Origin of the sequence: Actinoplanes sp. NBRC 101535 (genome assembly GCF_030269225.1) — a bacterium.
GTDB lineage: Bacteria > Actinomycetota > Actinomycetes > Mycobacteriales > Micromonosporaceae > Actinoplanes > Actinoplanes rectilineatus.
Map to the genome: position 1 here is coordinate 481695 of NZ_BSSY01000003.1, position 25354 is coordinate 507048.

Sequence of the window (25354 nt, forward strand, 5' to 3'; positions counted from 1 at the left end):
CCCCGTGAGGGCAGTCATCGTCGCGGCCGCGGTCGCCTTTCTCATCTCTCTGTTCGGCACCCCGATCGCGATCCGGGTCTTCTCGGCGCTCAAGGCCGGTCAGCCGATCCGGAGCATCGGACCGCAGACCCACCTGGGCAAGCGCGGCACCCCCACGATGGGCGGCGTGGCGTTCATCATCGCCACGGTCTTCGCCTACGTGGCCGGGCACCTGGCGCTGACCACCCTGCCGGACCGGCAGATCGCCCAGGAGAAGCCGACCATGACCGCCCTGGTCCTGCTCGGTCTCTTCGTCTTCTGCGGTGCCGTCGGCTTCATGGACGACTTCCTCAAGATCCGTAAACGCAACTCGGACGGCCTCAGCGCCAAGGGCAAACTGCTCGGCCAGATGCTGATCGGTACCGCGTTCGGCATCGCCGCCCTCTACGTGCCCAGCACCAACGGCCAGACGGTCGCCAGTGAGAACATCTCCTTCATCCGCGACGTCGACTGGCTCAACGTCGGCAAGGTCGGTTCGGTCATGGTGTTCGTCTTCGTGATCATGGCGATGTCGAACGGCGTGAACCTCACCGACGGCCTCGACGGTCTGGCCACCGGTGCGTCGATCCTGGTCCTCGGGGCGTACTCGCTGATCGGCTTCTGGCAGTACCGGCACTGGTGCGGTGACGACAACTACCGCTCCACGAGCGCCCTCACCGAGACGCACTGCTATCAGGTCCGAGATCCCCTCGAGATCGCGATGATCGCGGCGGCGGCGGCCGCGGCCTGTGTCGGCTTCCTCTGGTGGAACACCAACCCGGCCCGCATCTTCATGGGCGACACCGGCGCGCTGGCCCTCGGTGGCCTGATCGGCGGCCTCGCGGTGGCCACCCGCACCACCCTGCTCTCGGTGATCATCGGCGGCCTCTTCGTCATCATCACGATGTCGGTGGTCATCCAGATCATCTCCTTCAAGACCACCGGCAAGCGTGTCTTCCGGATGTCCCCGCTTCAGCACCACTTCGAGCTGGCGGGCTGGTCCGAGGTCAACATCGTGGTCCGGTTCTGGATCATCGCCGGCATCTGCGCGGCGATCGGCCTGGGCCTGTTCTACAGCGACCACCTGGCGGTCATGGGATAACCCCTTCTCGGGTACGCGTACAGCGGGTCGTCACCCTGCCTCTCCGGCGGGTCGGCGGCCCGCTGTTCGCGTACCGGGGTTGATCTTCGGGGGTGACCACGCACGCAGGTCGCCCCGGAGGGCTTCACGCTCTGGACGCGCAGCGGCCAGTGAAGCGCTTCGGGGCCCTCGGCGGGAGCGACGGTCTGCACCACCCACTCTGCTACGACATCGGTCTTGACGATCGCCCGGTGACGGACGGCATAAACGTGCGACACGCCCGGTTCGTGACGCGTGGGGATGTGGACGGCGGACGATGATGGGGCCATGGCGGACGACCGAACCCAGACGGCCCGCCCGACACTGAGCCGGCAGCTGCTGCCCGCGGTGCACGGGCTGCTGGCGCGACCACTGTCGTCCTACTACCTGCTGATCGCCAGTGCCGGGCTGCTGCTGCTGATCGGCCTGACGATGGTCTTCTCGGCGACCAGCGTGAAGGCCTACGCCGAGGACGGGAACGCCTTCTCGGCACTCACCAGCCAGGTGGTGTTCGCGCTGCTCGGCCTGGTGGCGTTCTGGGTCTGCCAGCGGCTGCCCGCGCTGACCCTGCGGACCCTGGGCAAGTACGTCCTCGGCCTGGCGATCGGCCTGCTCGGTGTGCTCGACGTGCTGATGGCGCTCGAAGGTGTCGGCCTGCTGGGCTCGGCGCGGCTGGGACCGCTCGAGGCGAACCTGAACTGGCTGTACGTGGGCCCGGTCAGCCTGCAGCCGGCCGAACTCGCCAAGCTGGGCATGGTGCTGTGGGGCGCGGACGTGATGGCGCGCAAGGGTGCCTCGCTGGCGCACTGGCGGGAGCTGGCGATGCCGCTGTTCCCGGTGGTGGGCCTGCTTTTCGTGCTGGTCGGCTACAACGACCTGGGCACCATGCTGGTGCTGCTGGCGCTGATCATCGGTCTGCTCTGGGCCGCCGGGGTACGCCTGCGGGTCTTCGGCGCGCTGGGGGTGCTGGGACTCGCCGGCATCGGCCTGCTGATCGCCGCAGCCTCACGGGGTGCCGGCTCCGGGTCGGCCGACGCGCCCAACTACCGCCTGGAGCGGCTCACCAGCTTCCTGACGCCGTTGAAGGACTGCGACCCGACCCGGGAGTGCTACCAGGTCATCCAGGGCCGCTCGGCGATCTTCGAGGGCGGCTGGTTCGGTGTCGGCCTGGGCAAGGGCGCACTGAAGTGGAACTGGCTGCCGCAGGCGGACAACGACTTCATCTTCGCGGTGGTCGCCGAGGAACTGGGCGTGGTCGGCTGCGCGGTGGTGCTGGCGCTGCTGTCCGTGCTGGCCTACACCGGTTTCCGCATCGCCCGCCGGGTCGCCGACCCGTTCCGCCGCCTCGCCGCGACCGCGATCACCACCTGGCTGGTGGCCCAAGCAGTGATCAACATGGGCGGCGTGGTCGGTCTGCTGCCCATCACCGGCCTGCCGCTGCCGTTCATCTCCGCAGGTGGCAGTGCCCTCGTGGTGACGCTCGCGGCGATCGGCATGCTCGCCTCGTTCGCCCGCGCGGAACCGGACGCCGCACGAGCCCTGAACGCCCGTCCGACCCCGAGATGGGTACGACTAGTGTGGGCCCCGCTGCCGCCGCTCCCCCCGCCGCGGCGGCCGGGACAGTCACGTCCTCCTGCCGGGAAGAAGACGAGCAGTGGGACTTCCGTGGGCGCGGGGGGCGAGAGGAGACGGTGATGGGTCCGCTGCGGTCGGTCGTGCTCGCCGGAGGAGGCACCGGCGGTCACATCTATCCGCTGATCGCCTTCGCCGACGCCTTGCGACGCCACTTCCCCCAGGTCAAAATCACCACGCTGGGCAGCCCGAAGGGCATGGAGAACCAGTTGATCCCGGCCGCCGGCTACGACCTGCGGCCGATCCCGGCCTTCCAGCTGCCCCGGTCCCTCAATCTCGACCTGCTGCGTACGCCGGACCGGATGTACAAGTCGGCGGCCGCGTGCGGCGACATCATCGACGAGGTGCAGGCCGAGGTGGTCGTCGGTTTCGGCGGCTACGTGTCGGTGCCGGCCTACCTCGCCGCCTGGCGCCGTGAGCTGCCGATCGTGATCCACGAGGTGAACGTGCCACCGGGCGTCGCGAACCGGATGGGCATGAAGTTCACCAAGCGCATCGCGGTGGGCTTCCCGCACCAGCTGGAGCAGGCCGAGTCGCTGCGCAACGCGCGCCTGGTCGGCGTGCCGCTGCGGACCGGCATCTCCCAGCTGGACCGGCCGGCGCTGCGCCCGCAGGCGCTCTACCACTTCGGGCTGCGCCCCGACCTGCCGGTGCTGTTCGTGTCCGGCGGTTCGTCCGGTGCGCGCAGCATCAACCTGGCGGTGGCGGCGGCGGCCAAAAAACTGGCGCACGCCGGCATCCAGGTGCTGCACGTGCAGGGCGGCCGCAACGAGCCGTTCGACGTGCCGAACGACCTGCCGGTGCCCTATGTCGTTGTGCCCTACCTGTCGGACATGCAGCTCGGATACGCTGCCGCCGACCTGATGCTCTGCCGCGGCGGAGCGATCACGGTGGCCGAGACGACAGCGCTCGGCATGCCGGCGATCTACGTGCCGTACCCGTACAGCAACCAGGAACAACGGCGTAACGCGCTACCGATCGTCGACTCGGGCGGTGGCCTGATCGTCGACGACAGCGAGATGACTCCGGAATGGGTGGAGCACAACATCATCCCGCTGGCACGTGACCGGCAGCGGCTCGCCCAGATGGGCGCCGCCGCCGCGAGTTATGGCCGTCGTGACGGTGACGAGGCGCTGGTGCGTTTCGTTCTCGAAGCGGTGCGCTGATGCATTTTCTTGAAGGAGCGGATCTGTGAACACGGCGGAGCTGACGCCGGCCGGCGAGTTGACCGCCGAGGACCTGGGCAGCGTGCATCTCATCGGCATCGGCGGAGTCGGCATGGGCGGCCTCGCCCGGCTGCTGCTGACCCGTGGCGTCCCGGTCTCCGGCAGCGAACTGCGGGAGTGGCCCGCGCTGGCGGCACTGCGCGCGCTCGGCGGCACGGTGCACATGGCGCACGAGGCGTCGAACCTCGACGGGGTGGACACGGTCGTCTACTCGACCGCGATCCCGCGGGACCACATCGAGCTGGCCGAGGCCCGCCGCCGCGGTCTGCGCGTGCTGCACCGCTCGGAGGCCCTGGCCGCGGCGATGACCGGCCGGCAGACGATCGCGGTGGCCGGCACGCACGGCAAGACCACCACCACGTCGATCATGACGGTGATCCTGCAGCACGCCGGCCTGGACCCGTCGTTCGTGATCGGCGGCGAGATGTCCGCGGCCGGCGCCAACGGCCACCACGGCACCGGCCCGCACTTCGTGGCCGAGGCCGACGAGCACGACCGGTCGTTCCTGATCTACCGGCCGCACGTCGCGATCATCACGAACATCGAGGGCGACCACCTCAACAACTGGGGTGACCTGGAGACGCTCAAGGCGGGCTTCCTGGAGTTCGGCTCGCTGGCCGACGGGTTCGTGGTGACCTGCGCGGACGGCCCCGGCACCGAGGAACTCATCGCGGGGCTCAAGGCCGCGGGCAAGACCGTTTACACGTACGGGGAGAGCGAAGGCGCCGACCTGCGGGTCAGCGGGATCGTCACCACCGTGAGCGGGGTCCGCTACCAGGCCGAGTTGAACGGGGAGGCGCTCGGTGAGGTGAAGCTGGCGTTGCCCGGCAAGCACATGGGGCTGAACAGCGCGGCGACCGTGCTGACCGCGCTGAAACTGGGCCTGTCGCTGGACAAGGTGCTGGAGGCCCTGGAGGCGTTCCCGGGGGTCCGCCGCCGGTTCGAGCGCAAGGGCATCGCCGCCGGCGTGCGGGTGTACGACGAGTACGCGTACCACCCGACCTCGGTGAAGGCGGCGCTGCGCACCCTGCGGGACGTGGCCGGTGACGGGCGCCTGCTGGTGGTGTTCCAGCCGTACCGGGTCTACCGGACCCGGGACCTGGAGGCGGAGCTGGCCGACGGCCTCGCGGTCGCCGACGAGGTGATCTGCATGGAGGTGTTCGGTCCGGGCGAGACCCGTGGCCCCGGTGAGGGCGGCCGGGCGCTGACCGCGGCGATCGATCTGCCCGCGGACCGCAAGGTCTTCGTGCCGGACTGGGAGGACGTGCCGGCCGAGGTGGTCAAGCGGTCCCGGCCGGGTGACGTGGTGGTCACCATGGGCGCGCCGCCGATCTCGCTGATGGGCGACGAGCTGCTGGCCGCGCTGGCCGAGGCCGACCACAAGCCGGACCTGGCGAGGTAACACCGGTGGCGGGCGGGGGCACGCGCAACTGGCGTCTGGTGCGCGCCGACACGGACGCCGTGCCGCCGTCGGCGCGCCGGTTCATGGCCCGGGCCCGGCAGCGGCGCCTGCGTGCTCTGCTGCCGTGGCTGATCGGTGTGGGCGTGCTGGCCGCGGCCGGTGGCCTGACGTGGACGGTGTACGGCACGGCGGTGCTGGGTGTCCGGGCGGTGGAGGTGGTCGGCGCGGAGACCCTCACCCCGGACCAGGTCCGTGCGGCCGCCGCGGTGCCGGATCTGCTGCCGCTGGCCCGGGTCGACCTGAACGAGGTCGCCGCCCGGGTTCGCGGCCTGCCGCCGGCCGGCCGGGTGGCGGTGCGCCGCAGCTGGCCGTCGACCCTGGTGGTCGAGGTGGTGGAGCGGACGCCGGTGGCGGTGGTGCCGGCGAACGGCACATTCGTGCTGATCGACGAGCTGGGTGTGCCGTTCCGCTCGATGACCGAGCAGCCGGGTGGTCTGCCGCTGGCCCGTCTGGCGACGCCGGGGCCGGCCGACGAGAACACCGGCTCGGCGCTGACCGTGCTGGCGGCGCTCAGCGACGACCTCCGGGAGCAGCTGGTGGCGGTGTCGGTGGAGTCGCCGGTGCAGATCCGTCTGGAGTTGCGCAAGGGGCGCGAGGTCATCTGGGGCGACGACACCAAGAGCGACGAGAAGAGCAAGGTCGCGACGGCGTTGTTGGGTCAGAAAGGCGACGAGATCGATGTGAGCGCGCCGACAGTCGTCACAATCAGGTAAGTGGCCGGTTATACCGGACGTTGCGGCATGAACGGAATATTACGTGCAAGGTTACGGGTGAGTCGGATACTCACCTCGTAAGCGGACGCGACACGCCGCCCCGGGTCTTTGGTCGAGGGGGGATGTCCGCTTAGGTTGCGTCGAGAGGTTTCAGTAGTTGACATAACTCTAAACCTCTAGTAGAGGGTGAGGGTTTCCTCGCCCTCCCTTGTACGGCTGCGGATGTCGAAGTGCGGTCCCCTCTCGGACCGCAGGGGCCGTCGACATTCGCCAACCCTGGAAGGGATGGCTGAGCCCGATGACACCTCCGCACAACTACCTTGCGGTCATCAAGGTCGTCGGCATCGGTGGTGGCGGCGTGAACGCCGTCAACCGCATGATCGAGGTTGGGCTCAAGGGAGTCGAATTCATCGCGATCAACACCGATGCCCAAGCGCTGCTGATGTCGGATGCCGACGTCAAACTGGACGTCGGCCGTGAGCTGACCCGTGGACTGGGCGCCGGCGCTCAGCCCGAGGTCGGCAAGAATGCCGCCGAGGACCACCGCGACGAGATCGAGGAGGTCCTCAAGGGGGCCGACATGGTCTTCGTGACGTGCGGCGAGGGTGGTGGCACCGGCACCGGTGGCGCGCCCGTGGTCGCCAACATCGCCCGCAAGCTGGGCGCCCTGACCATCGGCGTGGTCACCCGGCCGTTCTCGTTCGAGGGCAAGCGCCGTCAGGTGCAGGCCGAGGCCGGTATCGACGAACTGCGTAACCAGTGCGACACGCTGATCGTGATTCCGAACGACCGGTTGCTGGCTCTCGGTGACCGGGGTATCAGCATGATGGACGCGTTCCGTCAGGCCGACCAGGTACTTCTCTCCGGTGTGCAGGGCATCACCGACCTGATCACCACACCGGGTCTGATCAACCTGGACTTCGCCGACGTCAAGAGCGTGATGAGCAACGCGGGCAGCGCGCTCATGGGCATCGGCAGTGCGCGCGGCGACAACCGCGCGGTCGAGGCGGCCGAGCGTGCCATCTCCAGCCCGCTGCTGGAGCAGAGCATGGACGGCGCGCGCGGCGTGCTGCTCTCCATCGCCGGTGGCTCGGACCTGGGTCTGTTCGAGATCAACGACGCGGCGCAGCTGGTCACCGATGCGGCACACCCGGACGCGAACATCATCTTCGGCGCGGTCATCGACGACGCGCTCGGCGACGAGGTCCGGGTCACGGTGATCGCCGCGGGCTTCGACGGGGGCACGCCCTCGTACAAGCCGGTCGAATCGGTCCGTAAGGTGCCGCAGCCGTCCACCGGCGGCAGCACCCCGGCACCCACGCCGGCGGTCACCCCGCCGCCGCCGGCCGCGACCACCCCGCCGCCGCGCCGGGTGCTCTTCGACGATGTGGACGTGCCGGACTTCCTGAAGAACGGTTCCTGACTCTCTTCATGAATCAGAACGACGACGGGCGGCGAGCTGAGCTCGCCGCCAATCTCGTGCAGGTGCGGGAACGTATCGCCCGGGCCTGCACCGCGGCCGGCCGCGAGCCGGGCGAGGTCACGCTGACCGCGGTGACCAAGACGTACCCGGCGAGCGACGTGGTCCTGCTCGCCGGTCTCGGCGTCACGGACGTCGGGGAGAACAAGGACCAGGAGGCCGGCGCGAAGGCGGACGTGGTGAGCGCCGCGGGCGCCACCGGTCTGCGCTGGCACTTCGTCGGGCAGTTGCAGCGCAACAAGGCCCGATCGGTGGCCCGGTACGCCGACGTGATCGAGTCGGTGGACTCGGTACGCCTGATCACCGCACTGGACCGGGCCTCCGCCGAGCGGGCGGTCCCGCTGGAGGTGCTGATCCAGGTGAGTATCGATGGGGACCCGGATCGCGGCGGCGTGATTGAGAATGATCTCTGGGGGGTATCGGAAGCCGCGGCCTCGTCACCGGGGCTGAGGCTGGGCGGCCTGATGGCTGTCGCGCCGCGCGGTTGGGAACCGGACCGGGCGTTCGAGAAGCTGGCCATCCTCTCCGGACGGTTGGCCGCTCGGTACCCCGCAGCGACGACCGTCTCCGCGGGCATGAGCGGCGACCTCGAGGCCGCGATTCGGCACGGGGCGACACACGTACGGATCGGAACATCTTTACTCGGGATGCGAAACTCGCTGCGGTAGCCTTGCGGCGGGCAGCAAACTACACAGGTGTTGTTTAACGCGACGAGCCACCACAAACGGCCGTAGCGTCCGACGACGCAGCGTCGCAGCGGGTCGTGGGTCCGATTCGGATCCGTTCTCGAACCGCGTCAAGGGGGGACGCGGCACGCCGAAGGGGGCGCGTGCCGTATAGCGGACGGAGGTGGGGGCATGGACTCTCGGCAGGAGTGCCGGCGGGACGGGGTGGGCTCATGAGCGCTCTGCGTAAGGCGGGCGTGTGGCTCGGTCTCGTCGAGGAGGACGAGGACCGCGGTTACGACGACCGGGGTTACCGGGAGAGCACCTACCGCAACCGCGAGCGTGAGCGGGACCGCGATCGGGAGCGGTACACCAGCGATCGCTACGCGGACGAGTTCGCCGACGAGGAGGAGCCGGAGGAGGAGCGTCCGGTGCCGCGGTCGCGCGCGGAGCGCAGCGAGCGGGGCCGGATCGGTGACCGGTTGTCCTCGGCCCGGGCCGACCTGGAGCGGGAGGAGAACGAGCGACTCGATCGGGCGAGCGTGCGTTCCATCACCCGTCCGGCGGCGCAGGCGGAGCAGTCCGGTTCGCTGACCTACTCCACCCGGGAGAACCTGGCGCTGAAGCCGCAGCCGGTGCCCGCGCCCCAGCCGCAGCGGGTGGTCGAGGAGGAGCAGCGGTACCAGATCACCACGCTGCACCCGACGACCTACCGGGAGGCGCGCACCATCGGTGAGCACTTCCGGGACGGCGTTCCGGTCATCATCAATCTCACTGAGATGGATGAATCCGACGCTCGCAGGCTCGTGGACTTCGCCGCCGGACTGGCTTTCGGCCTGCGGGGTACGATCGAGCGCGTGACCAACCGGGTTTTCCTGCTCTCACCGGCAAATGTCCAGGTCACCGCTGAGGACAAGGCCAAGATCGCTGAGGGTGGCTTCTTCACCCAGAGTTGACCCGAACGAGGGATCCGCCTGCCGTGCTGTCGATCGTGTTCCAGATTCTCTACATCTTGCTGTACCTCTTCTTCATGGTGCTGCTGGGCAGGTTCGTGCTGGGTGCGGTACTCCAGTACGGACGCCGGTGGCAGCCCAGCCGGGGTGCCGCGGCTGCACTCGAATCGGTGTGGAGCGTCACGGATCCACCCCTTAAGGCGTTGAGGCGTGTGATCCCACCGCTGCGCATTGGTAACGTGAGTTTGGACCTGGCTTCCATCGTGCTGCTGGTTATCCTGTTCGTGCTCATGGATTTCGTGCTACGTCCGCTCATCATTACCAACAGCTAGACAGCAGCCTCAACCGCGGCCGCGACTGACCCGAGGAGTTTCGATGCCGCTGACCCCGGCCGACGTGCACAACGTCGCCTTCAAGAAGCCCCCGATCGGCAAGCGGGGGTATGACGAGGAGGAGGTCGACGCTTTCCTTGACGAGGTCGAGCGCGAGCTTGCCCGTCTGATCGAGGAGAACAACGAGCTGCGTGCCCAGGTGGAGCGTGGAGGACGGGGTGGCGCACCAGCCGGCCCGAATTCCGACCCCCGCATGGCTGCCGAGCTCAATGAGATCAAAGCCCAGCTCGACCGGGTGCAGCGGGACAAGACGGCGGCCGAGCAGGCTGCCCGTCAGATGCAGGCCGAGCTCGAGCAGGTGCGTGCCCAGGGCCCCGGCCCCGGTGGCGGCGGTGGTGGCGCGGACGGCGAGCAGCAGGCCCTGCGCGTGCTGATGATGGCCCAGCGCACCGCGGACGACCACGTCTCCGACGCGCGCCGGGAGGCCGACAAGCTTCTCGCCGACGCCCGTTCCAAGGCCGAAGAGGTCACCCGTGAGGCCCGGGCCAAGGCCGACGCCCTCGAGCGCGACGCGCGTCAGCGGCACCAGGAGGCCATGGGTGGCCTGGACGCCAAGCGGACCGCGTTGCAGAAGCACATCGAGGAGCTCAAGCAGTTCGAGCGCGAATACCGCACCCGGCTCAAGGCGTATCTCGAGAGCCAGCTGCGTGACCTCGACGGTCGCGGCCAGGGCCTGGAGGCCGAGCTGTCGCGTGCCGACTCGGGCCGGGCCGTGGGCGGCTCCGGGGGACTCGCCACCGCCGGCCTCGCCGGCTCGTACGGCGGTAGCCGTGCCAACTCCATCGAATCGGGTCGCTGACCGCAGCCCCGCACCGCGACGAGGATGAGCCATGATCGTTGCTAGTCTCCTGCTCATCCCCGTCGCGGTGCTGTTTCTGGCACTGGGTCTGAACAACGGCTCGAGCAGTCTGCTCATAGCCTCGATCGTGGTCAGTCTGCTGGCCGCGGTCGCCCTGGTGGTCGGTCCGCGGCAGTCGGCCGGCACGCGCCGGGGCGTCGCCGGTGACGTCGAACCCGACGACTACGCCCCGCAGCCGCCGCCGATGCGACGGGCGCCCGCCGCCGCTGATGACGCCGCCTACTCCGATGAGACCGCGGTCCACGACTTCCCGCCGCCGCCCGCGCCGTCTCCGGAGCCGGTCCTGTCCGAACCGGTGGACACCCCGCCGTGGGCCGGCGATCTCGCTGATCAGGCCGGTGCCCGGACGGCCGCCGGCCACGCCGAGCCGCAGGCGACCCGCGCTGCCGGACGTGATGTCGCAGACTCCGCGGATTCCGACTCCGCCGCTGAATACGCCCGGTCTGCCGAGCGCCCCGAGCCGGTCCCGGCGCCCGCACCACAGGCGACGGAGCCCGAGCCGGCCCATGTCGATCCGGTCTATGCCGAGCCGGTCTATGCCGAGCCGGTCTATGCCGAGCCGGTCTATGCCGAGCCGGTCTATGCCGAGCCGGAGGCCGAGCAGGCCGACGAGTTCGCCGAGCCGGACGCCGACGATCCCGACGACGAGCCACTGCCGCAGTCGGTGCGCCCGGCCGACGCGGTGCTGGTGGCCCGCCTCGACACCGAGGTGCTGGTGGTCGACGGCCGTCCCCGCTACCACATGGCCGACTGCCCGCACCTGGTCGGCCGGCTGACCGAGCCGCTGCCCGCGAACGAGGCCGTCGAACTGGGCTTCAGCCCCTGCGGTCTGTGCCGCCCGGTGGACCGTCTGGTCGCCGCCGTGGCGCACGGCTGACGATGCGCCGTCCCGTGCCGGCCCAGGAGTCGGTGGTGGTCCGGGTGCGCCCGGGTGCCGGGCGGACCCGGGTCGGTGGCCGTTACGAGGGCCCGCACGGTCCGGCTCTGATCGTCGCGGTGGGGGCGCCCGCGGTCGACGGCAAGGCCACCGAGGCGGTCCGTAAGGCGCTGGCGCAGGCGCTGGGTGTCCGGGCCGGTGAGGTCGCGTTGCGGCTCGGCGCGACGAGCCGGGACAAGGTGTTCACGGTGTCCGTGCCGGCCGCGCAGTGGGAGCCCCGGCTCACCGCGCTCCGCGATGACAGTCAGTGAATCAAGCGTCACGAGGGGTGTATCCTCGATAATCCGGACGAACGGCAGGGGTATTCATGCCGATTTGTCGGGACCGGGTGGGATGGCGGGTTGTCGGTCCATTTCGCGTTTCGTATGCTTGCCACCTTCCGGCGCGCGCGGTGCTTTCCTGCCGCGCCGTTTCTGCAGGTGGGGGAAGATCTACCGCGGCGACCCGGCGGGCCGGGCAGCGCCCGGAACACGACAGGGGAGACCGGACGGCGCGGCGGCGCCCCGGTCCGCACACGCCGATCGCCGCGCAGGCGCGCGGCTGAGGGAGCGACGATGGCCAAGGCAACCGGTGGAACCGCTGCGGAACGGACACGTTCGGCGGAGGAGACCGAGCAGATCATGCAGGCTCTGGTCGCGCGGCGCGACGAGCTGCAGGCCGAGTACGATCAGTCGCTCAGCGAGATCACCGAGCTGCAGCGTGAGCGACTCGCCGACTCGGCCGGCGACGACCAGGCCGACACCGGCACCAAGACGTTCGAACGCGAGCAGGAGATCACGCTGGCCAACAACCTGCTCGAGCGGATCACACAGGTGGAACGCGCCATCGAGCGGGCCGGTGAGGGCAATTACGGTTGGTGCGAGCGGTGCGGAAACCAGATTCCGGTCGAGAGACTGGCCGCGTTCCCGTCCGCCACCCGCTGTGTCTCGTGCAAGCAGTTGGAGGAACGACGCTGAACGCCGACGACCCGGCGACCGCGGACGGCCGCCCGGCCCCGCGTTTCGCTCCCCGTGCGGTGGCCGTGCTGGCGGCCACCGCGGTGATCGCCGTTGCGGTCGACCAGTGGGTCAAGCACCTGTCCACCGAGAACCTGGTCCCCGGTGAGCCGGTCCGGATCCTGGGTGGCCTGGTCCACCTTTCGCTGCTGCGCAACAGCGGGGCGGCGTTCAGTCTCGGGAGCGACTACACCTGGATCTTCCCGCTGATCACGATCGTCGTGGTCGGCTGGATCGGCTGGATGGCCGTACGACTGCGCTCGGTGCCGTGGGCGGTCGCCCTCGGCCTGGTGCTCGGCGGCGCCCTCGGCAACCTCGGCGACCGGTTGTTCCGGGCGCCCGGGTTCCTGCACGGCCACGTGGTCGACATGATCAGCGTCTTCGGGCCGTACGGGGAGTACTTCGCGGTGTTCAACATCGCTGACAGCTGTTTGACCGTGGGCGTGGTGCTCGCGGTGCTCCTCGAGCTGACCGGTCGCCAGCGCGACGGCAGCCGCCTGCCCGGCAAGCGGGAGAAACAGACCGCGACGACCGGAAAAGAGGAGACGGCATGAGTGGACAGCGTTCCCTCCCGGTGCCCGACGGACTGCACGGGATGCGCCTGGACCAGGCCGTCTCCCGGCTCTTCGGGCTGTCCCGGACCGCCGCGGCGACGCTGGTGGAGTCCGGCGACGCGATGGTCGACGGCGTGGTCCGGATCAAGTCGGAGAAGGTCACGGCCGGCTCCTGGCTCGAGGTGACCCTGCCGGCGCCGGTGGCCCCGCCCGTGGTGGTGGCCGAGCCGGTGCACGGCATGGGCATCGTCTACAGCGACGACGACATCGTGGTGGTCGACAAGCCGGTCGGCGTCGCGGCGCACCCCAGCCCGGGGTGGACCGGACCGACCGTGATCGGTGGCCTGGCCGCGATGGGGCAGAACGTGGCCACCAGCGGCGCCGCCGAGCGGCAGGGCGTGGTGCACCGTCTCGACGTCGGCACCACCGGTCTGATGGTGGTCGCCAAGAGCGAGGTGGCCTACACCGTGCTGAAGCGGGCGTTCAAGGAGCGCGAGGTGGAGAAGCGGTACCACGCCGTGGTCCAGGGCCACCTCGACCCGCTGCGCGGCACCGTCGACGCCCCGATCGACCGGCATCCGACGGCGGACTGGAAGTTCGCGGTGATGAGCGGCGGCAAACCCAGCGTCACGCACTACGACACCCTCGAGGCGTTCCGGTCGGCGAGCCTGATCGACGTGCAGCTGGAGACCGGGCGGACCCACCAGATCCGGGTGCACTTCTCGGCGCTGCGGCACCCGTGCGTCGGCGACACCGCGTACGGCGCCGATCCCACACTCGCGGCCCGGCTGCAACTCGGCCGTCAGTGGCTGCACGCCCGCGAACTGGCTTTCGTCCACCCCCGGACGCACGATGAGGTCCGCTTCGTGAGCGACTACCCTGACGACCTGAAATACGCGCTGGACGTCCTGGGGGACGCCGGCTGACCGTCGGGGAGTGACACGGTGGGCCCCTCGCACCGACTGCGGACGGCCCTCGTCCGGTTCGGGGGAACGTCACTGCGGTCGCAGGTGATGACCGCGGTGGCGCTGGTGGCCACCGCCGCGCTGGTGCTCGGGGTCCTCTGGGCCGACCACGACCTGCCGGCCGGTGATCCGGACCCGGGTGACACGGTGCGGGTGGGCGTGGTCGAGGGGCAGACGGTCGCGGGTTACCTCGATTCCGCCCGGGTGGAGATGGACCGGCTCACCGACCCGTCGGCCCCGGCGTCCGGGGAGACCTGGGCGCTGGTGAGCCTGATCGGGTACGTGTCGCCGGACGCCCTTCCGCTGCTGTTCGGCGACGCCGTGGTGGCCCAGGTGTACGCCCGGGTTCCACTGCCGGAGATCCGGACCCCGGTGACCAGGATCCCGGTGTACCGGATGCCGGAGGACGTGACCGCCGGGATGCTCGCCGCGGCCGTCGTCCGGGACCGGGAGCAGGCCGACTACCAGCGGCTGAGCCGGGCGCTGACCGGAGCCGGCAGGGGCGAGGAACAACTCCGGCAGACGTACGAGGCGGCCGCCCACATCGCGGCGCGGGAGGCGGCGGCGTACCGGGCCGGGTGTGCGTGCGTCTTCGCCGCGGTGGTGCGGGCGCTGCCCGCGGCGCTGAGTGGTCTCGCCGGCAGCCCGCAGGTCCGGGCCGTCGATCCGGCGCCCGAGGTGCGCGGTCTGGACAGCACCGAATTCCGCCCGCCGCTGCCCGAGGAGGTGGGCACGGTCTCTCCGGAGCCGTCGCTCTCCGACCGTGCGGCGGGAGCGTCCGGCGATCCGGCCGTTGCCTCCACCACTGCGGCACCTATACCGTCATCGATCGGGGCACGTGTGACATCCGCCTCACCGGATGCGGCGGCGCCGGTGTCGGTGTCGCCCGTACTGCCGTCGGGGTCGCCGGTTGCCGTACCCTCTGCTTCGGACACGAGTCCAGCTCACGAAGGCTCCGGCGTGCCGTCGGGGACGCCTGCCGCGACATCCGGCGGTTAGCAACGTCACGCGTGCGGACGTTCGGGTGGATGCACGTGCATGACCAGCGTGCCGTTATGTGATCAAGAACGACCGGAGGATGGGCGCTCGGCCGGTGGCCCGATTAGGGTTTTCCTCCGTAGCCTGTCAGGGGCGAGACCAATCGCCGAGGACGACAGCCTGTCATGGGCGGACCATCGCCGTGGACCACTGAACGGGTCGGCGCAGAGAGGACGAGCCGTGGACGGGACCGAGACCGGCTGGGGCCGGCCTGCGGAACCAGCCCCGCGCTGGCGGGCGCTGCTCGACCGTGCCCGGCATGGGAACCGCAGCGACGAGCAGCAGGCCGACGAACAGCGGCAGCAGGCTGAGCAGCAGGCGCAGCAGCAACAGCAGCAGCAGTGGGGTCAGCAGCAGCCGGGCGGCCGTGGGCCGGCGCCGGTGGAACGCCGCCCCTTCAACCCGCTCGACCCGCGCGCCGCCCAGCAACAGCAGCAGCCCGGTGGTTTCGACCGCCGGCCCGCGGACCCGGCCGCCGATCCGGGACGGCAGGTGCCGCAGCGGCCGATCAACCCGCTCGACCCGCGCTGGCAGGGCCGGCAGGCCGAGCCGCAGCAGCCGGCCACCTACTTCGATCCGGCGCCGCGCGGTGTCCAGCAGCACTCGGCACCGCCCGCGCCACCCGCCCCGCCGGTTCCGCCCACGGCGCAGTACGGCACCACCGGCTATGCGACGCCGCCGGCTCCGGCGCCCGCGCCGTCGGCATATCCGCCCAGCGCGTACCCTCCACCGACCAACGGCTACCCGCCCGCCCCGGTCGGCAACGGCTATCCGGCACAGCCCGGCACGGCCTACCCGGCCCCGCCGGCCGCCGCCTACCCGCAGGCGCCGCCCGCGCCGCCGCAGCCGGCCGCGCCCCCGATGCCCCCGGTGCCCCGGGTGGTGCCCGCGGTCCAGCCGGCGCCGATCTCCCCGGCCACCAGCGGCGCCCGGATCGAGTGGCGGCAGACCCGGGTCGAGGACGGCATGGACCGGGTCGTCTCGGTGATGCGCCGCAAACTCGGCCAGCCCCGGGTGCTCGCCTTCGCCAACCCGAAGGGCGGCGTGCACAAGACCACCGCCACGGTGCTGGCCGCGGCCACCATCGGCAGCGTGCGCGGCCGCGGCGTGCTGGCCTGGGACGACAACGAGCTGCGCGGCACGCTCGGACTGCGGGCCGGCAGCGCCCGGCACGCCCGGACGATAAAGCACCTGCTGGCCGACCTGACGCGGATCGAGGGCCTGCACGGCGACGAGCTGCTCCAGGAGCTGGACGCCTATCTGCGGCACGCCTCCGACGGGTCGTACGACGTGCTGGCCGGCGAGGAGAACCCGCGGTTCGCCCAGCGGCTCGACCAGAGCACCGTGCAGCGGGTGATGGACCTGCTGCGGCGTACCCATGATGTGGTCTGCGTGGACACCGGCAACAACGTGGAGAGCGTCAACTGGCAGACGGTCATGCGGATGGCCGACCAGCTGGTGATCACCACGGTGCCGCGGGAGGATGCCGCGTTCACCGCCGACTGGATGCTCGACGTGCTCGAGGAGAGCGGGGCGGGCGAGATGGTGGCGAACGCGGTGACGCTGATCTCCTGCCCGTCGCCCGGTCACCTGCCGTTGCTGGAGGACTTCAAGAAGCACTTCGCGACGCGGACCCGCGCGGTCGCGGTGGTGCCCTACGACCCGGCCCTGGAGGTCGGATCCTCGATCGAGTACGGCGATCTGCAGCAGGAGACCCGGCAGGCGTGGCTGCGAGCTGCGTCGACGATGCTGGAACCCTTCGCGGAGTAAATGATCACGGCGTTGCCCGTGGTTTTCAGGATCCGGTCCGGGCTAGGCTTCCTGGCGCTGTCGACGTTAGGGGGCTCCGGGTGTCCGACTCGTTCGTGCATCTCCATGTGCACACTGAGTATTCGATGCTCGACGGGGCGGCCCGGATCAAGGAACTGCTCGCCGAGGCGAAACGCCTCGGCATGCCGGCCGCGGCGATCACCGATCACGGCAACATGCACGGCGCCTACGACTTCTACACGCAGGCCAAAGCCGCCGGCGTGACCCCGGTCATCGGCGTCGAGGCCTATGTCGCCCCGGAGTCGCGCCTGGAGAAGAAGCGCATCAAGTGGGGCCGCCCGGAGCAGAAGGGCGACGACGTCTCCGGTAACGGTGCGTACACGCACATGACCATGTGGGCGCGCAACGCGGTCGGCCTGAAGAACCTCTTCCGGCTCAACTCCCGGGGCTCGATCGAGGGCCAGCTCGGTAAGTACCCGCGGATGGACTTCGACATCATCGCGGAGCACGCCGAGGGCATCATGGGCACCACCGGCTGCCCGTCCGGCATCGTGCAGACCCGGCTGCGGCTGGGCCACTTCGACGAGGCGCTCAAGTCGGCCGCGCGCTACCAGGAGGCGCTCGGCAAGGACAACTACTTCCTCGAGATCATGGACCACGGTCTGTCGATCGAGCGCCGGGTCCGCGACGGCCTGCTGGAGATCGGCAAGAAGCTGGGCATCCCGCCGCTGGTCACCAACGACTCGCACTACGTGCACGAGGAACAGTCCGCGGCCCACGACGTGCTGCTGTGCGTGCAGACCGGCAGCAACGTCGCCGACCCCAACCGGTTCCGGTTCGACGGCTCCGGCTACTTCGTCAAGTCGGCCGACCAGATGCGCGCCGTCGACTCGTCCGAGGCCTGGCAGGAGGGCTGCCGGAACACCCTGCTGGTGGCCTCGAAGGTGGACACCGAGGGGATGTTCACCTTCAAGAACCTGATGCCCCGGTTCCCGATCCCGGACGGCTTCACCGAGGAGGAGTACTTCCGGCACGTGGCCTACGAGGGGCTGCGGTACCGGTTCCCGGACGGCATCCCGGAGACCCACGTCAAGCAGGCCGACTACGAGCTGGGCGTCATCATCTCGATGGGCTTCCCGGCGTACTTCCTCGTGGTCGCCGACTTCATCCAGTGGGCGAAGAACAACGGCATCGCGGTGGGCCCGGGGCGTGGCTCGGCGGCGGGTTCCCTGATCGCGTACGCGATGGGCATCACCGACCTCGACCCGCTCCCGCACGGCCTGATCTTCGAGCGGTTCCTCAACCCGGAACGCATCTCGATGCCCGACGTCGACATCGACTTCGACGACCGGCGCCGCGCCGAGGTGATCCGCTATGTGACCGAGAAGTGGGGTGACGACAAGGTCGCCCAGATCGCCACGTTCGGCACGATCAAGGCCAAGGCTGCGATCAAGGACTCGGCCCGGGTGCTCGGCTACCCGTTCGCGGTCGGCGACCGGATCACCAAGGCGATGCCGCCGGACGTCATGGGCAAGGGCATCACCCTCGGCGGCATCTTCAACAAGGACGACAAGCGGTACAACGAGGCCGGCGAGGTCCGCGGCCTCTACGAGACCGACCCGGATGTCAAGAAGGTCATCGACACCGCCCGCGGCATCGAGGGCCTGATCCGGCAGACCGGTGTGCACGCCGCCGGCGTCATCATGTCCGCCGAGCCGATCATCGACCACATCCCGCTGATGCGCCGGGCCAGCGACGGCGTCATCATCACGCAGTTCGACTACCCGACCTGCGAGACGCTCGGCCTGCTGAAGATGGACTTCCTCGGCCTGCGCAACCTGACCATCCTCGACGACGCCAACAAGAACGTCGAGCTCAACCACGGGGCGAAACTCGACCTGCTGAAGCTGCCGCTGGACGACCCCAAGGCCTACGAACTGCTGGCCCGCGGCGACACCCTGGGCGTGTTCCAGCTCGACGGTGGGCCGATGCGCTCGCTGCTGCGCCTGATGAAACCGGACAACTTCGAGGACATCTCCGCCGTCCTGGCGCTGTACCGTCCCGGTCCGATGGGTGTCGACTCGCACACCAACTACGCGCTGCGCAAGAACGGCCTCCAGGAGATCACCCCGATCCACCCGGAGCTGGAGGAGCCGCTCAAGGAGATCCTCGAACCCACCTACGGCCTGATCGTCTATCAGGAGCAGGTGCAGCGCGCCGCGCAGATCCTGGCCGGCTACACCCTCGGCCAGGCCGACCTGCTGCGCCGCGCGATGGGCAAGAAGAAGAAGGAGATCCTCGACAAGGAGTTCGTCCCGTTCCGGGACGGCTGCCGGGAACACGGTTACTCCGACGAGGCCATCCAGGCGGTGTGGGACGTGCTGGTGCCGTTCGCCGGCTACGCGTTCAACAAGGCACACTCCGCGGCGTACGGGCTGGTCTCCTTCTGGACGGCCTACCTGAAGGCGCACTACCCGGCCGAGTACATGGCCGGGCTGCTGACCAGCGTCGGCGACGACAAGGACAAGATGGCGATGTACCTGGCGGAGTGCCGCCGGATGGGCATCCAGGTCCTGCCGCCGGACGTGAACCAGTCGTCCGGGCCGTTCACCCCGGTCGGCAAGGACATCCGCTTCGGTCTGGGCGCGGTCCGCAACGTCGGCGGCAACGTGGTCGAGGCGATCGTCCGGTGCCGCAAGGAGAAATCCGACTACACCGACTTCTACGACTTCCTGTCGAAGGTCGACGCGGTGGTCTGCAACAAGAGGACCATCGAATCGCTGATCAAGGCGGGCGCGTTCGACTCGATGGGCCACAGCCGCAAGGCACTGCTCGCGGTGCACGCCGAGGCGATCGACGCGTACGCCGGAGTCAAGCGCAACGAGGCAGCCGGCCAGTTCGACCTGTTCGGCGCGTTCGGCGACACCGAAGGCGGCTCGGCGGCCACGGTGGCCATGCCGACGATCGGCGACGGCGAGTGGGACAAGCGCGACAAGCTGGCCTTCGAGCGGGAGATGCTCGGCCTGTACGTCTCCGACCATCCGCTCGCGGGCCTCGAGGTGATGCTGCAGAACGCGGCGGACACCAGCATCGCCGCGCTGGGCGAGGAGGGATCCGTCCCGGACGGCCAGGTCGTCACCCTGGCCGGCATCCTCACCGGCGTCCAGCGACGGATCACCAAGCAGGGCCGGGCCTGGGCGTCGGCCACCCTCGAGGACCTCGCCGGTGGCGTGGAGGCGCTGTTCTTCCCGAACACCTACGAACTGGTCGGGCAGTACATCGCCGAGGACGCCATCGTGGTGGTCAAGGGCCGGATCGACCGGCGCGACGACCAGGCCCGCATCATGGCGATGGACATGTCCATGCCCGACGTCACGCACAACCCGGACACCAAACCGATCACGCTGACCATGCCGATCACCCGCTGCACCCCGCCGATGGTGGACCAGCTCAAGGAGATCCTGATCAGTCATCCCGGCGAGTCCGAGGTGCACGTGCACCTGCAGAACGGCAAACGGACCACGATCATGCGGCTCAACGGCATGCGGGTGGCGCCTACCCCGGCGCTGCGGGCAGACCTGAAGATGATCCTCGGCCCGTCGGCCGTCGGGTGACGTCGGTCCGGGATCTGGAAGGATCGTAGGGTGCAACCCACCGATGAGCCGGCCGGTCCGTCGCCCGTGCCGCCGGCAGCGCCGTCCGCCGGGCTCACCCCGGATTCCCGGGCCGCAGACCCCCGCGCCGGGGATCCGTCGACCGGGGACTCTCCCGCCGGTGACCTCCATGCCGCGGACCTCCATTCCGCGGACCTCCATGCCGCGGACCTCCGTGATGCGGATCCGCTTGCTGACCCGCTGTATCCCGGGGCGGAGGATGCGGGGGAGCCGTGGTGGCGGTTCCAGCACGGCACCCGGCGTCCCTGGCGGCGCACCCTGACCGTCACCGTGGCGCTCACCGTGGTGATCGTGGTGCTCGGCGCCGGTCTCGGCCTGCTCTGGGCGTGGCTCGCCCCGAACGTGCCGGTGATCGACGCCGGCGGGGGCGGCATCGTGGTCAACGACCCGTCGCCCGAGCAGTACATCGCGGCCGACGGCTGGTTCACCCTGCTCGGCCTCGGGTTCGGCATCCTGGTCGCGATCGCCGCCTGGATCGTCCTGCGCCGCGACCGCGGGCCGTTCCTGCTGCTCGGCGTGATCGGCGGGACCTTCGTGGCCGGTCACTGGGTGGCGCCGGCGGTGGGCGAGCTGATCGGGCGCGACGCCTATGCGGACTGGCGGGCGACCGCGGCGCAGGGGGCGAGCTACCTGGCCCCGCCGGAGGTGCACTCGGTCGGGCCGACGCTCGTGCCGGCCTTCGCCGCGGCGATCGTGCTGACCCTGCTGGCGGGCTGGGCCAACGACCCGGACCTGGACCAGCCGGGCGCGCACCCGGGATACGGGCCGAATCACCCGGACGAGTACCCGGCGTACGGCCCGCTCGGCGTGTCCGCCGCGGATGCCGGCGAGCCGCAGACCCCGGCGTCGCGGGAGCCCGGCCGCCCGTCCTGACCCGTGCTGTCAGCGGGCCGTGGCTCGTGCTGCGGGAGGGCGGGGACCGCCGTGCCGGTGGTCAGTTGGGACTGGCGGGACGGGCCAGGTCGGACAGCGGGACCGGGACGGCCCGGACCTGGGCCAGGAGCCCCGCCTCACGGGTGAGCAGCCGCAGCTCGGCGCGGAGCCGGCTCGCCGTGTCCGGCATGGCCAGCAGCATCTGGCGCTCCTCGACGGCGAGCTGCGCGGTGGCGGCGATCAGGTGTGACAGGACCGTCGGATCGTCCGGCACCTGGTCGAGGACCTCGCTGCTGGGGCGCAGCAGCTCGAGATAGGCCCGGAAGGCCTGCAGCACGCGCGGCGCCAGGATCTGGGCGATCTCGCCGGCGTCCTTCTCCTCGGGGAGCCACTCCACATGGGCGGTCAGGTAGGGCTCGCTGCCCTGTTCGACGCTGAGCACGGTGAACCGCCGCCGGCCCACCGTCATGATGTCGAAGCGACCGTCCGGCAGCTCGGTGACGTGCCGCAGCTCGGCGGTGCAGCCCACGTCGTAGAGGTCGTCGGCGTTGACCGGCACGGCGGGGGCGGCCTGGCCGTCCTCCGGGTCGGGGGCGACCTCGCTGCCACGCCGGAGAGTGACCACGCCGAACTCGCCGGTGTCGTCCGAGGTCTGCGCCACCAGCTCCCGCACGAGAGCGCGGTAGCGCTCCTCGAAGATGTGGAGAGGTAGGACCAGACCGGGGAAGAGCACCGTGCTCAACGGGAAGACCGGTAGCCGATCGCTCACGCGTTCAGCCTAGTCCCCGTCCGACCTTGGTCAACCCGCCGTGTCCCAACGCCTGGGCCGGGGAGTCGCGGTCGATAACTCGTTTCCGTCGCGGCCTAAACTGGTCGAGTGCTGAATCGGATCGACCTGCGCGGCTCCCGGCCGGACCCGCGCGGACTGCTGCCCCGTGCCCAGCTCGACGTCTCTGTGGCTGTCGAGCGGATCCGCCCGGTCGTCGAGGCGGTGCATCAGCATGGTTTCAGCGCGATCCGGGAGGCGACCGAGAGGTTCGACGGTGTCACCCTGGAGCGTCTGCGAGTGCCCGCTGCGGCGATCGCCGCAGCGGCCGAGACGCTCGAGCCCGAGGTTCGCGCCGCGCTGCTCGAGGTGATCGCCCGGGCCCGCAAGGTGCACGCCGACCAGCGGCGGACCGACACGACCACCCAGGTGGTCGACGGCGGCACGGTGACCGAGCGCTGGGTGCCGGTGCGCCGGGTCGGCCTCTACGTCCCGGGTGGCCTGGCGGTCTACCCGTCCACCGTGGTCATGAACGTGGTGCCGGCCCAGGAGGCGGGTGTCGACGCGCTGGTGGTGGCATCGCCGCCGCAGCCGTCCAACGGCGGCCTGCCGGATTCCCGGGTGCTGGCCGCGTGTGCCCTGCTCGGTGTGACGGAGGTCTACGCGGTCGGTGGCGCCCAGGCCGTCGCGATGCTCGGCTACGGGGCTGACGGCGTGGACGCCGGTGACCGTTGCGAGCCGGTCGACGTGATCACCGGACCGGGCAACATCTGGGTGACCGCGGCGAAACGGCTGCTGCGCGGCACGGTCGGCATCGACGCCGAGGCCGGTCCGACCGAGATCGCCATCCTCGCCGACGACACCGCCGACCCGCGGCACGTCGCCGCCGACCTGATCAGTCAGGCCGAGCACGACCCGCTGGCCGCGAGTGTCCTGGTGACCGACTCGCCGGCGCTCGTCGACGCGGTCGAGGCCGAGCTCACGGTCCAGGTCGCGGCGACCAAGCACGAGGAGCGGGTCCGCACCGCGCTGACCGGCGAGCAGTCGGGCGTGGTGCTCGTCGACGACCTGGAGCAGGGGCTGGCGGTCGTCGACGCGTACGCGGCTGAGCACCTGGAGATCCAGACGCGGGACGCCCGGCAGTGGGCCATGCGGGTCCGCAACGCCGGGGCGATCTTCGTGGGGGCGTGGGCGCCGGTGTCGCTGGGCGACTACGCGGCCGGCTCCAACCACGTGCTGCCGACCGGCGGCTGTGCCCGGCACTCGTCCGGCCTGTCGGTGCAGTCCTTCCTGCGGGGCATCCACGTCGTGGAATACAGCGAGGCGGCCCTGAAGGACGTCGCCGGTCACGTGGTGGCGCTGGCCAACGCCGAGGACCTGCCCGCGCACGGTGACGCGGTGAAGGTCAGGTTCGCCCGATGACGACGATCGACGATCTGCCGATCCGTGACGACCTGCGCGGCAAGACGCCCTACGGCGCTCCGCAGCTCGACGTCGCCGTGCGGCTGAACACGAACGAGAACTCCTACCCGGTGCCGGAGGACGTGGTCGAGGCGATCGGCAAGGCCGTGCAGGCCGAGCTGCGGGACCTCAACCGCTACCCGGACCGCGACGCGATCGCCCTGCGCACCGAGCTGGCGGCGTACCTCGGGCATGGCCTGACCACGGCGAACGTGTGGGCGGCCAACGGTTCCAACGAGGTGCAGCAGCAGCTCCTGCAGTGCTTCGGCGGTCCCGGCCGCACGGCGCTCGGCTTCGGACCGTCGTATTCGATGCATCCGCTGCTCGCGGCCGGCACCGGCACCACCTGGATCGGCGCGCTGCGCGACCCCGATTTCGGGCTGAGCCCGGAGGACGCGGTCGCCGAGATCGAGAGACACGACCCGGACCTGGTGTTCGTCTGTTCGCCGAACAACCCGACCGGCACCGCGCTGGACCCGGCGGTGATCGACGCGATCCTGGGCGCGGCCCGGGGCATGGTGGTCGTCGACGAGGCGTACACCGAATTCGCCCGGCCGGGCACGCCGAGCGCGCTGACCCTGCTGGCCGGGCACCCGCGGCTGGTGGTGTCCCGGACGATGAGCAAGGCGTTCGGGTTCGCCGGCGGCCGGCTGGGCTACCTGGCCGCCGACCCGGCCGTGGTGGACGCGGTGCAGCTGGTCCGGTTGCCGTACCACCTGTCGGCGATCACCCAGGCGGCGGCGCGGGCGGCCGTGGTGCACCGGGAGTCGCTGCTGGCCACGGTCGACGCGATCAAGGAGCAGCGGGACCGGATCGTGTCGGTGCTCACCTCCCGAGGCGTCAAGGTCGCCGCGTCGGACGCCAATTTCGTGTTGTTCGCCGTCTCGAAAGATCAGAAAGCGGACTGGCAGGCCTTCCTCGACCGGGGCGTGCTGATCCGCGACGTCGGACTGCCCGGCTGGCTGCGCGTCACCGCCGGCACCGAGGCCGAGACCACCGCATTCCTGAACGCCGCTGAGGAGATCTTGTAGTGAGTCGCACCGGGCGGATCGACCGCGTCACCAACGAGACCAAGGTGCTCGTCGAGATCGACCTCGACGGCACCGGCAAGGGCGATCTGAGCACCGGGGTCGGTTTCTACGACCACATGCTCAACCAGCTCGCCAAGCACGGCGGGTTCGACCTGACGGTGCGGACCGAGGGCGACCTCGAGATCGACTCGCACCACACCATCGAGGACACCGCGATCGCGCTGGGCGAGGCGTTCGCGCAGGCGCTCGGGGACAAGCGCGGCATCCGGCGGTACGGCTCGGCCACCATCCCGATGGACGAGGTACTGGTGCGGGCCGCCGTGGACCTGTCCGGCCGGCCGTACGTGGTGCACGACGAGCCGCTGCTCACGCCGTACATCGGCCCGGTCTACGCGACCAGCATGACCCGGCACATCTTCGAGGCGTTCGGCCACGCGGCCAAGGTGACCCTGCACGTGGACGTGCTGCGCGCCTGCCGCCCGGGCGGTCACCCGGACGCGCACCACGTGGTGGAGGCCCAGTTCAAGGCGTTCTCGCGGGCGCTGCGTGAGGCCGTCGAGATCGATCCGCGCAACGCGGGTGCGCTGCCCTCCACCAAGGGGGTGCTGTGATCTCGATGGCGCTGTTCGCGCTGGCCGGCATCCTGGTCGGCGGCGTGATCCAGCTGGTCAAGTCGGACGCGACCAGGTTCAGCATCGGGATCACCGGTGTGCTGGCGCTGCTGGCGACCGCGGGCGGGTTCGCCTGGTGGCCGACGGGGGAAGCCTGAC

Annotated in this window: 24 protein-coding genes; 23 read left to right on the forward strand and 1 reads right to left on the reverse strand. The window is 70.3% G+C overall.

The genetic code is table 11. The annotated features are described in order from the left end of the window. Nucleotides 1–4 precede the first annotated feature (4 nt). From mraY to QSK32_RS11270, 19 genes are all read left to right on the forward strand, one after another. Nucleotides 5–1120, forward strand: a complete 1116-nt coding sequence (gene mraY / locus QSK32_RS11180) for a phospho-N-acetylmuramoyl-pentapeptide-transferase (protein WP_045741356.1) — start codon at nucleotides 5–7, stop codon at nucleotides 1118–1120. 306 nt (nucleotides 1121–1426) lie between these two features. Next, entirely contained in the window at nucleotides 1427–2833 is a 1407-nt protein-coding gene (locus tag QSK32_RS11185; protein WP_045741355.1) for an FtsW/RodA/SpoVE family cell cycle protein, read from the forward strand. After that, a complete protein-coding gene (gene murG / locus QSK32_RS11190) occupies nucleotides 2833–3936 on the forward strand; it encodes an undecaprenyldiphospho-muramoylpentapeptide beta-N-acetylglucosaminyltransferase (protein ID WP_045741354.1) in 1104 nt (367 codons plus the stop codon). The genes QSK32_RS11185 and murG overlap by 1 nt, the downstream gene beginning before the upstream one ends. Nucleotides 3937–3961: 25 nt before the next feature. Next, nucleotides 3962–5398 (forward strand): UDP-N-acetylmuramate--L-alanine ligase, encoded by a 1437-nt coding sequence (murC, locus tag QSK32_RS11195; protein WP_045741353.1) that lies wholly within the window; start codon nucleotides 3962–3964, stop codon nucleotides 5396–5398. A 5-nt stretch (nucleotides 5399–5403) separates the two neighbouring features. Then, complete coding sequence (locus QSK32_RS11200; protein ID WP_285471833.1) at nucleotides 5404–6171, forward strand: cell division protein FtsQ/DivIB; 768 nt, start codon at nucleotides 5404–5406, stop codon at nucleotides 6169–6171. A 298-nt stretch (nucleotides 6172–6469) separates the two neighbouring features. After that, on the forward strand, nucleotides 6470–7594 hold the full coding sequence (ftsZ, locus tag QSK32_RS11205; RefSeq protein WP_045741351.1) for a cell division protein FtsZ: 1125 nt from the start codon (nucleotides 6470–6472) through the stop codon (nucleotides 7592–7594). A gap of 8 nt (nucleotides 7595–7602) precedes the next feature. Beyond that, nucleotides 7603–8319 (forward strand): YggS family pyridoxal phosphate-dependent enzyme, encoded by a 717-nt coding sequence (locus QSK32_RS11210; RefSeq protein WP_285471834.1) that lies wholly within the window; start codon nucleotides 7603–7605, stop codon nucleotides 8317–8319. Between the two features lie 230 nt (nucleotides 8320–8549). Next, the gene (locus QSK32_RS11215) at nucleotides 8550–9272 is read left to right on the forward strand and encodes a cell division protein SepF (protein ID WP_045741349.1); all 723 of its coding nucleotides are present in this window, start codon (nucleotides 8550–8552) and stop codon (nucleotides 9270–9272) included. A gap of 23 nt (nucleotides 9273–9295) precedes the next feature. Then, nucleotides 9296–9601 (forward strand): YggT family protein, encoded by a 306-nt coding sequence (locus tag QSK32_RS11220; protein ID WP_045741348.1) that lies wholly within the window; start codon nucleotides 9296–9298, stop codon nucleotides 9599–9601. Nucleotides 9602–9644: 43 nt separating this feature from the next. Continuing rightward, the gene (locus QSK32_RS11225; RefSeq protein WP_045741347.1) at nucleotides 9645–10460 is read left to right on the forward strand and encodes a DivIVA domain-containing protein; all 816 of its coding nucleotides are present in this window, start codon (nucleotides 9645–9647) and stop codon (nucleotides 10458–10460) included. 31 nt (nucleotides 10461–10491) lie between these two features. Next, entirely contained in the window at nucleotides 10492–11397 is a 906-nt protein-coding gene (locus QSK32_RS11230; RefSeq protein ID WP_285471835.1) for a hypothetical protein, read from the forward strand. 2 nt (nucleotides 11398–11399) lie between these two features. Next, the gene (locus tag QSK32_RS11235) at nucleotides 11400–11708 is read left to right on the forward strand and encodes a DUF167 domain-containing protein (protein WP_045741346.1); all 309 of its coding nucleotides are present in this window, start codon (nucleotides 11400–11402) and stop codon (nucleotides 11706–11708) included. 303 nt (nucleotides 11709–12011) lie between these two features. After that, entirely contained in the window at nucleotides 12012–12413 is a 402-nt protein-coding gene (locus QSK32_RS11240; protein ID WP_045741345.1) for a TraR/DksA family transcriptional regulator, read from the forward strand. Then, on the forward strand, nucleotides 12386–13006 hold the full coding sequence (lspA, locus tag QSK32_RS11245; RefSeq protein ID WP_083448890.1) for a signal peptidase II: 621 nt from the start codon (nucleotides 12386–12388) through the stop codon (nucleotides 13004–13006). The genes QSK32_RS11240 and lspA overlap by 28 nt, the downstream gene beginning before the upstream one ends. Then, a complete protein-coding gene (locus QSK32_RS11250) occupies nucleotides 13003–13932 on the forward strand; it encodes an RluA family pseudouridine synthase (RefSeq protein WP_045741344.1) in 930 nt (309 codons plus the stop codon). Before lspA ends, QSK32_RS11250 begins: the two co-directional genes overlap by 4 nt. An 18-nt stretch (nucleotides 13933–13950) precedes the next feature. Next, complete coding sequence (locus QSK32_RS11255; protein ID WP_285471836.1) at nucleotides 13951–14970, forward strand: hypothetical protein; 1020 nt, start codon at nucleotides 13951–13953, stop codon at nucleotides 14968–14970. A 219-nt stretch (nucleotides 14971–15189) separates the two neighbouring features. Then, entirely contained in the window at nucleotides 15190–16779 is a 1590-nt protein-coding gene (locus tag QSK32_RS11260) for a MinD/ParA family ATP-binding protein (RefSeq protein ID WP_285471837.1), read from the forward strand. Nucleotides 16780–16859: 80 nt separating this feature from the next. Further along, entirely contained in the window at nucleotides 16860–20393 is a 3534-nt protein-coding gene (gene dnaE / locus QSK32_RS11265; RefSeq protein ID WP_045741341.1) for a DNA polymerase III subunit alpha, read from the forward strand. 30 nt (nucleotides 20394–20423) lie between these two features. Then, entirely contained in the window at nucleotides 20424–21326 is a 903-nt protein-coding gene (locus QSK32_RS11270; RefSeq protein WP_285471838.1) for a hypothetical protein, read from the forward strand. A gap of 61 nt (nucleotides 21327–21387) precedes the next feature. On the opposite strand, the gene QSK32_RS11275 is transcribed toward QSK32_RS11270, so the two are convergent. Next, nucleotides 21388–22095, reverse strand: coding sequence for an LON peptidase substrate-binding domain-containing protein (locus QSK32_RS11275; RefSeq protein ID WP_045741340.1), 708 nt, complete (start codon nucleotides 22093–22095; stop codon nucleotides 21388–21390). 108 nt (nucleotides 22096–22203) lie between these two features. Between QSK32_RS11275 and hisD the strand changes: the two genes are divergently transcribed. From hisD to QSK32_RS11295, 4 genes are read left to right on the forward strand one after another with little or no spacing between them, the layout of a single operon-like run. After that, complete coding sequence (gene hisD, locus QSK32_RS11280; protein ID WP_045741339.1) at nucleotides 22204–23514, forward strand: histidinol dehydrogenase; 1311 nt, start codon at nucleotides 22204–22206, stop codon at nucleotides 23512–23514. Beyond that, nucleotides 23511–24584 carry a histidinol-phosphate transaminase gene (locus tag QSK32_RS11285; RefSeq protein ID WP_045741338.1) on the forward strand — a complete coding sequence of 358 codons (1074 nt, stop codon included), beginning with the start codon at nucleotides 23511–23513 and terminating at the stop codon, nucleotides 24582–24584. The genes hisD and QSK32_RS11285 overlap by 4 nt, the downstream gene beginning before the upstream one ends. Continuing rightward, the gene (gene hisB / locus QSK32_RS11290; RefSeq protein WP_045741337.1) at nucleotides 24584–25195 is read left to right on the forward strand and encodes an imidazoleglycerol-phosphate dehydratase HisB; all 612 of its coding nucleotides are present in this window, start codon (nucleotides 24584–24586) and stop codon (nucleotides 25193–25195) included. The genes QSK32_RS11285 and hisB overlap by 1 nt, the downstream gene beginning before the upstream one ends. Nucleotides 25196–25200: 5 nt before the next feature. Beyond that, nucleotides 25201–25353, forward strand: a complete 153-nt coding sequence (locus tag QSK32_RS11295) for a CG2302 family histidine operon protein (RefSeq protein ID WP_502872526.1) — start codon at nucleotides 25201–25203, stop codon at nucleotides 25351–25353. Nucleotide 25354: the final 1 nt, after the last annotated feature.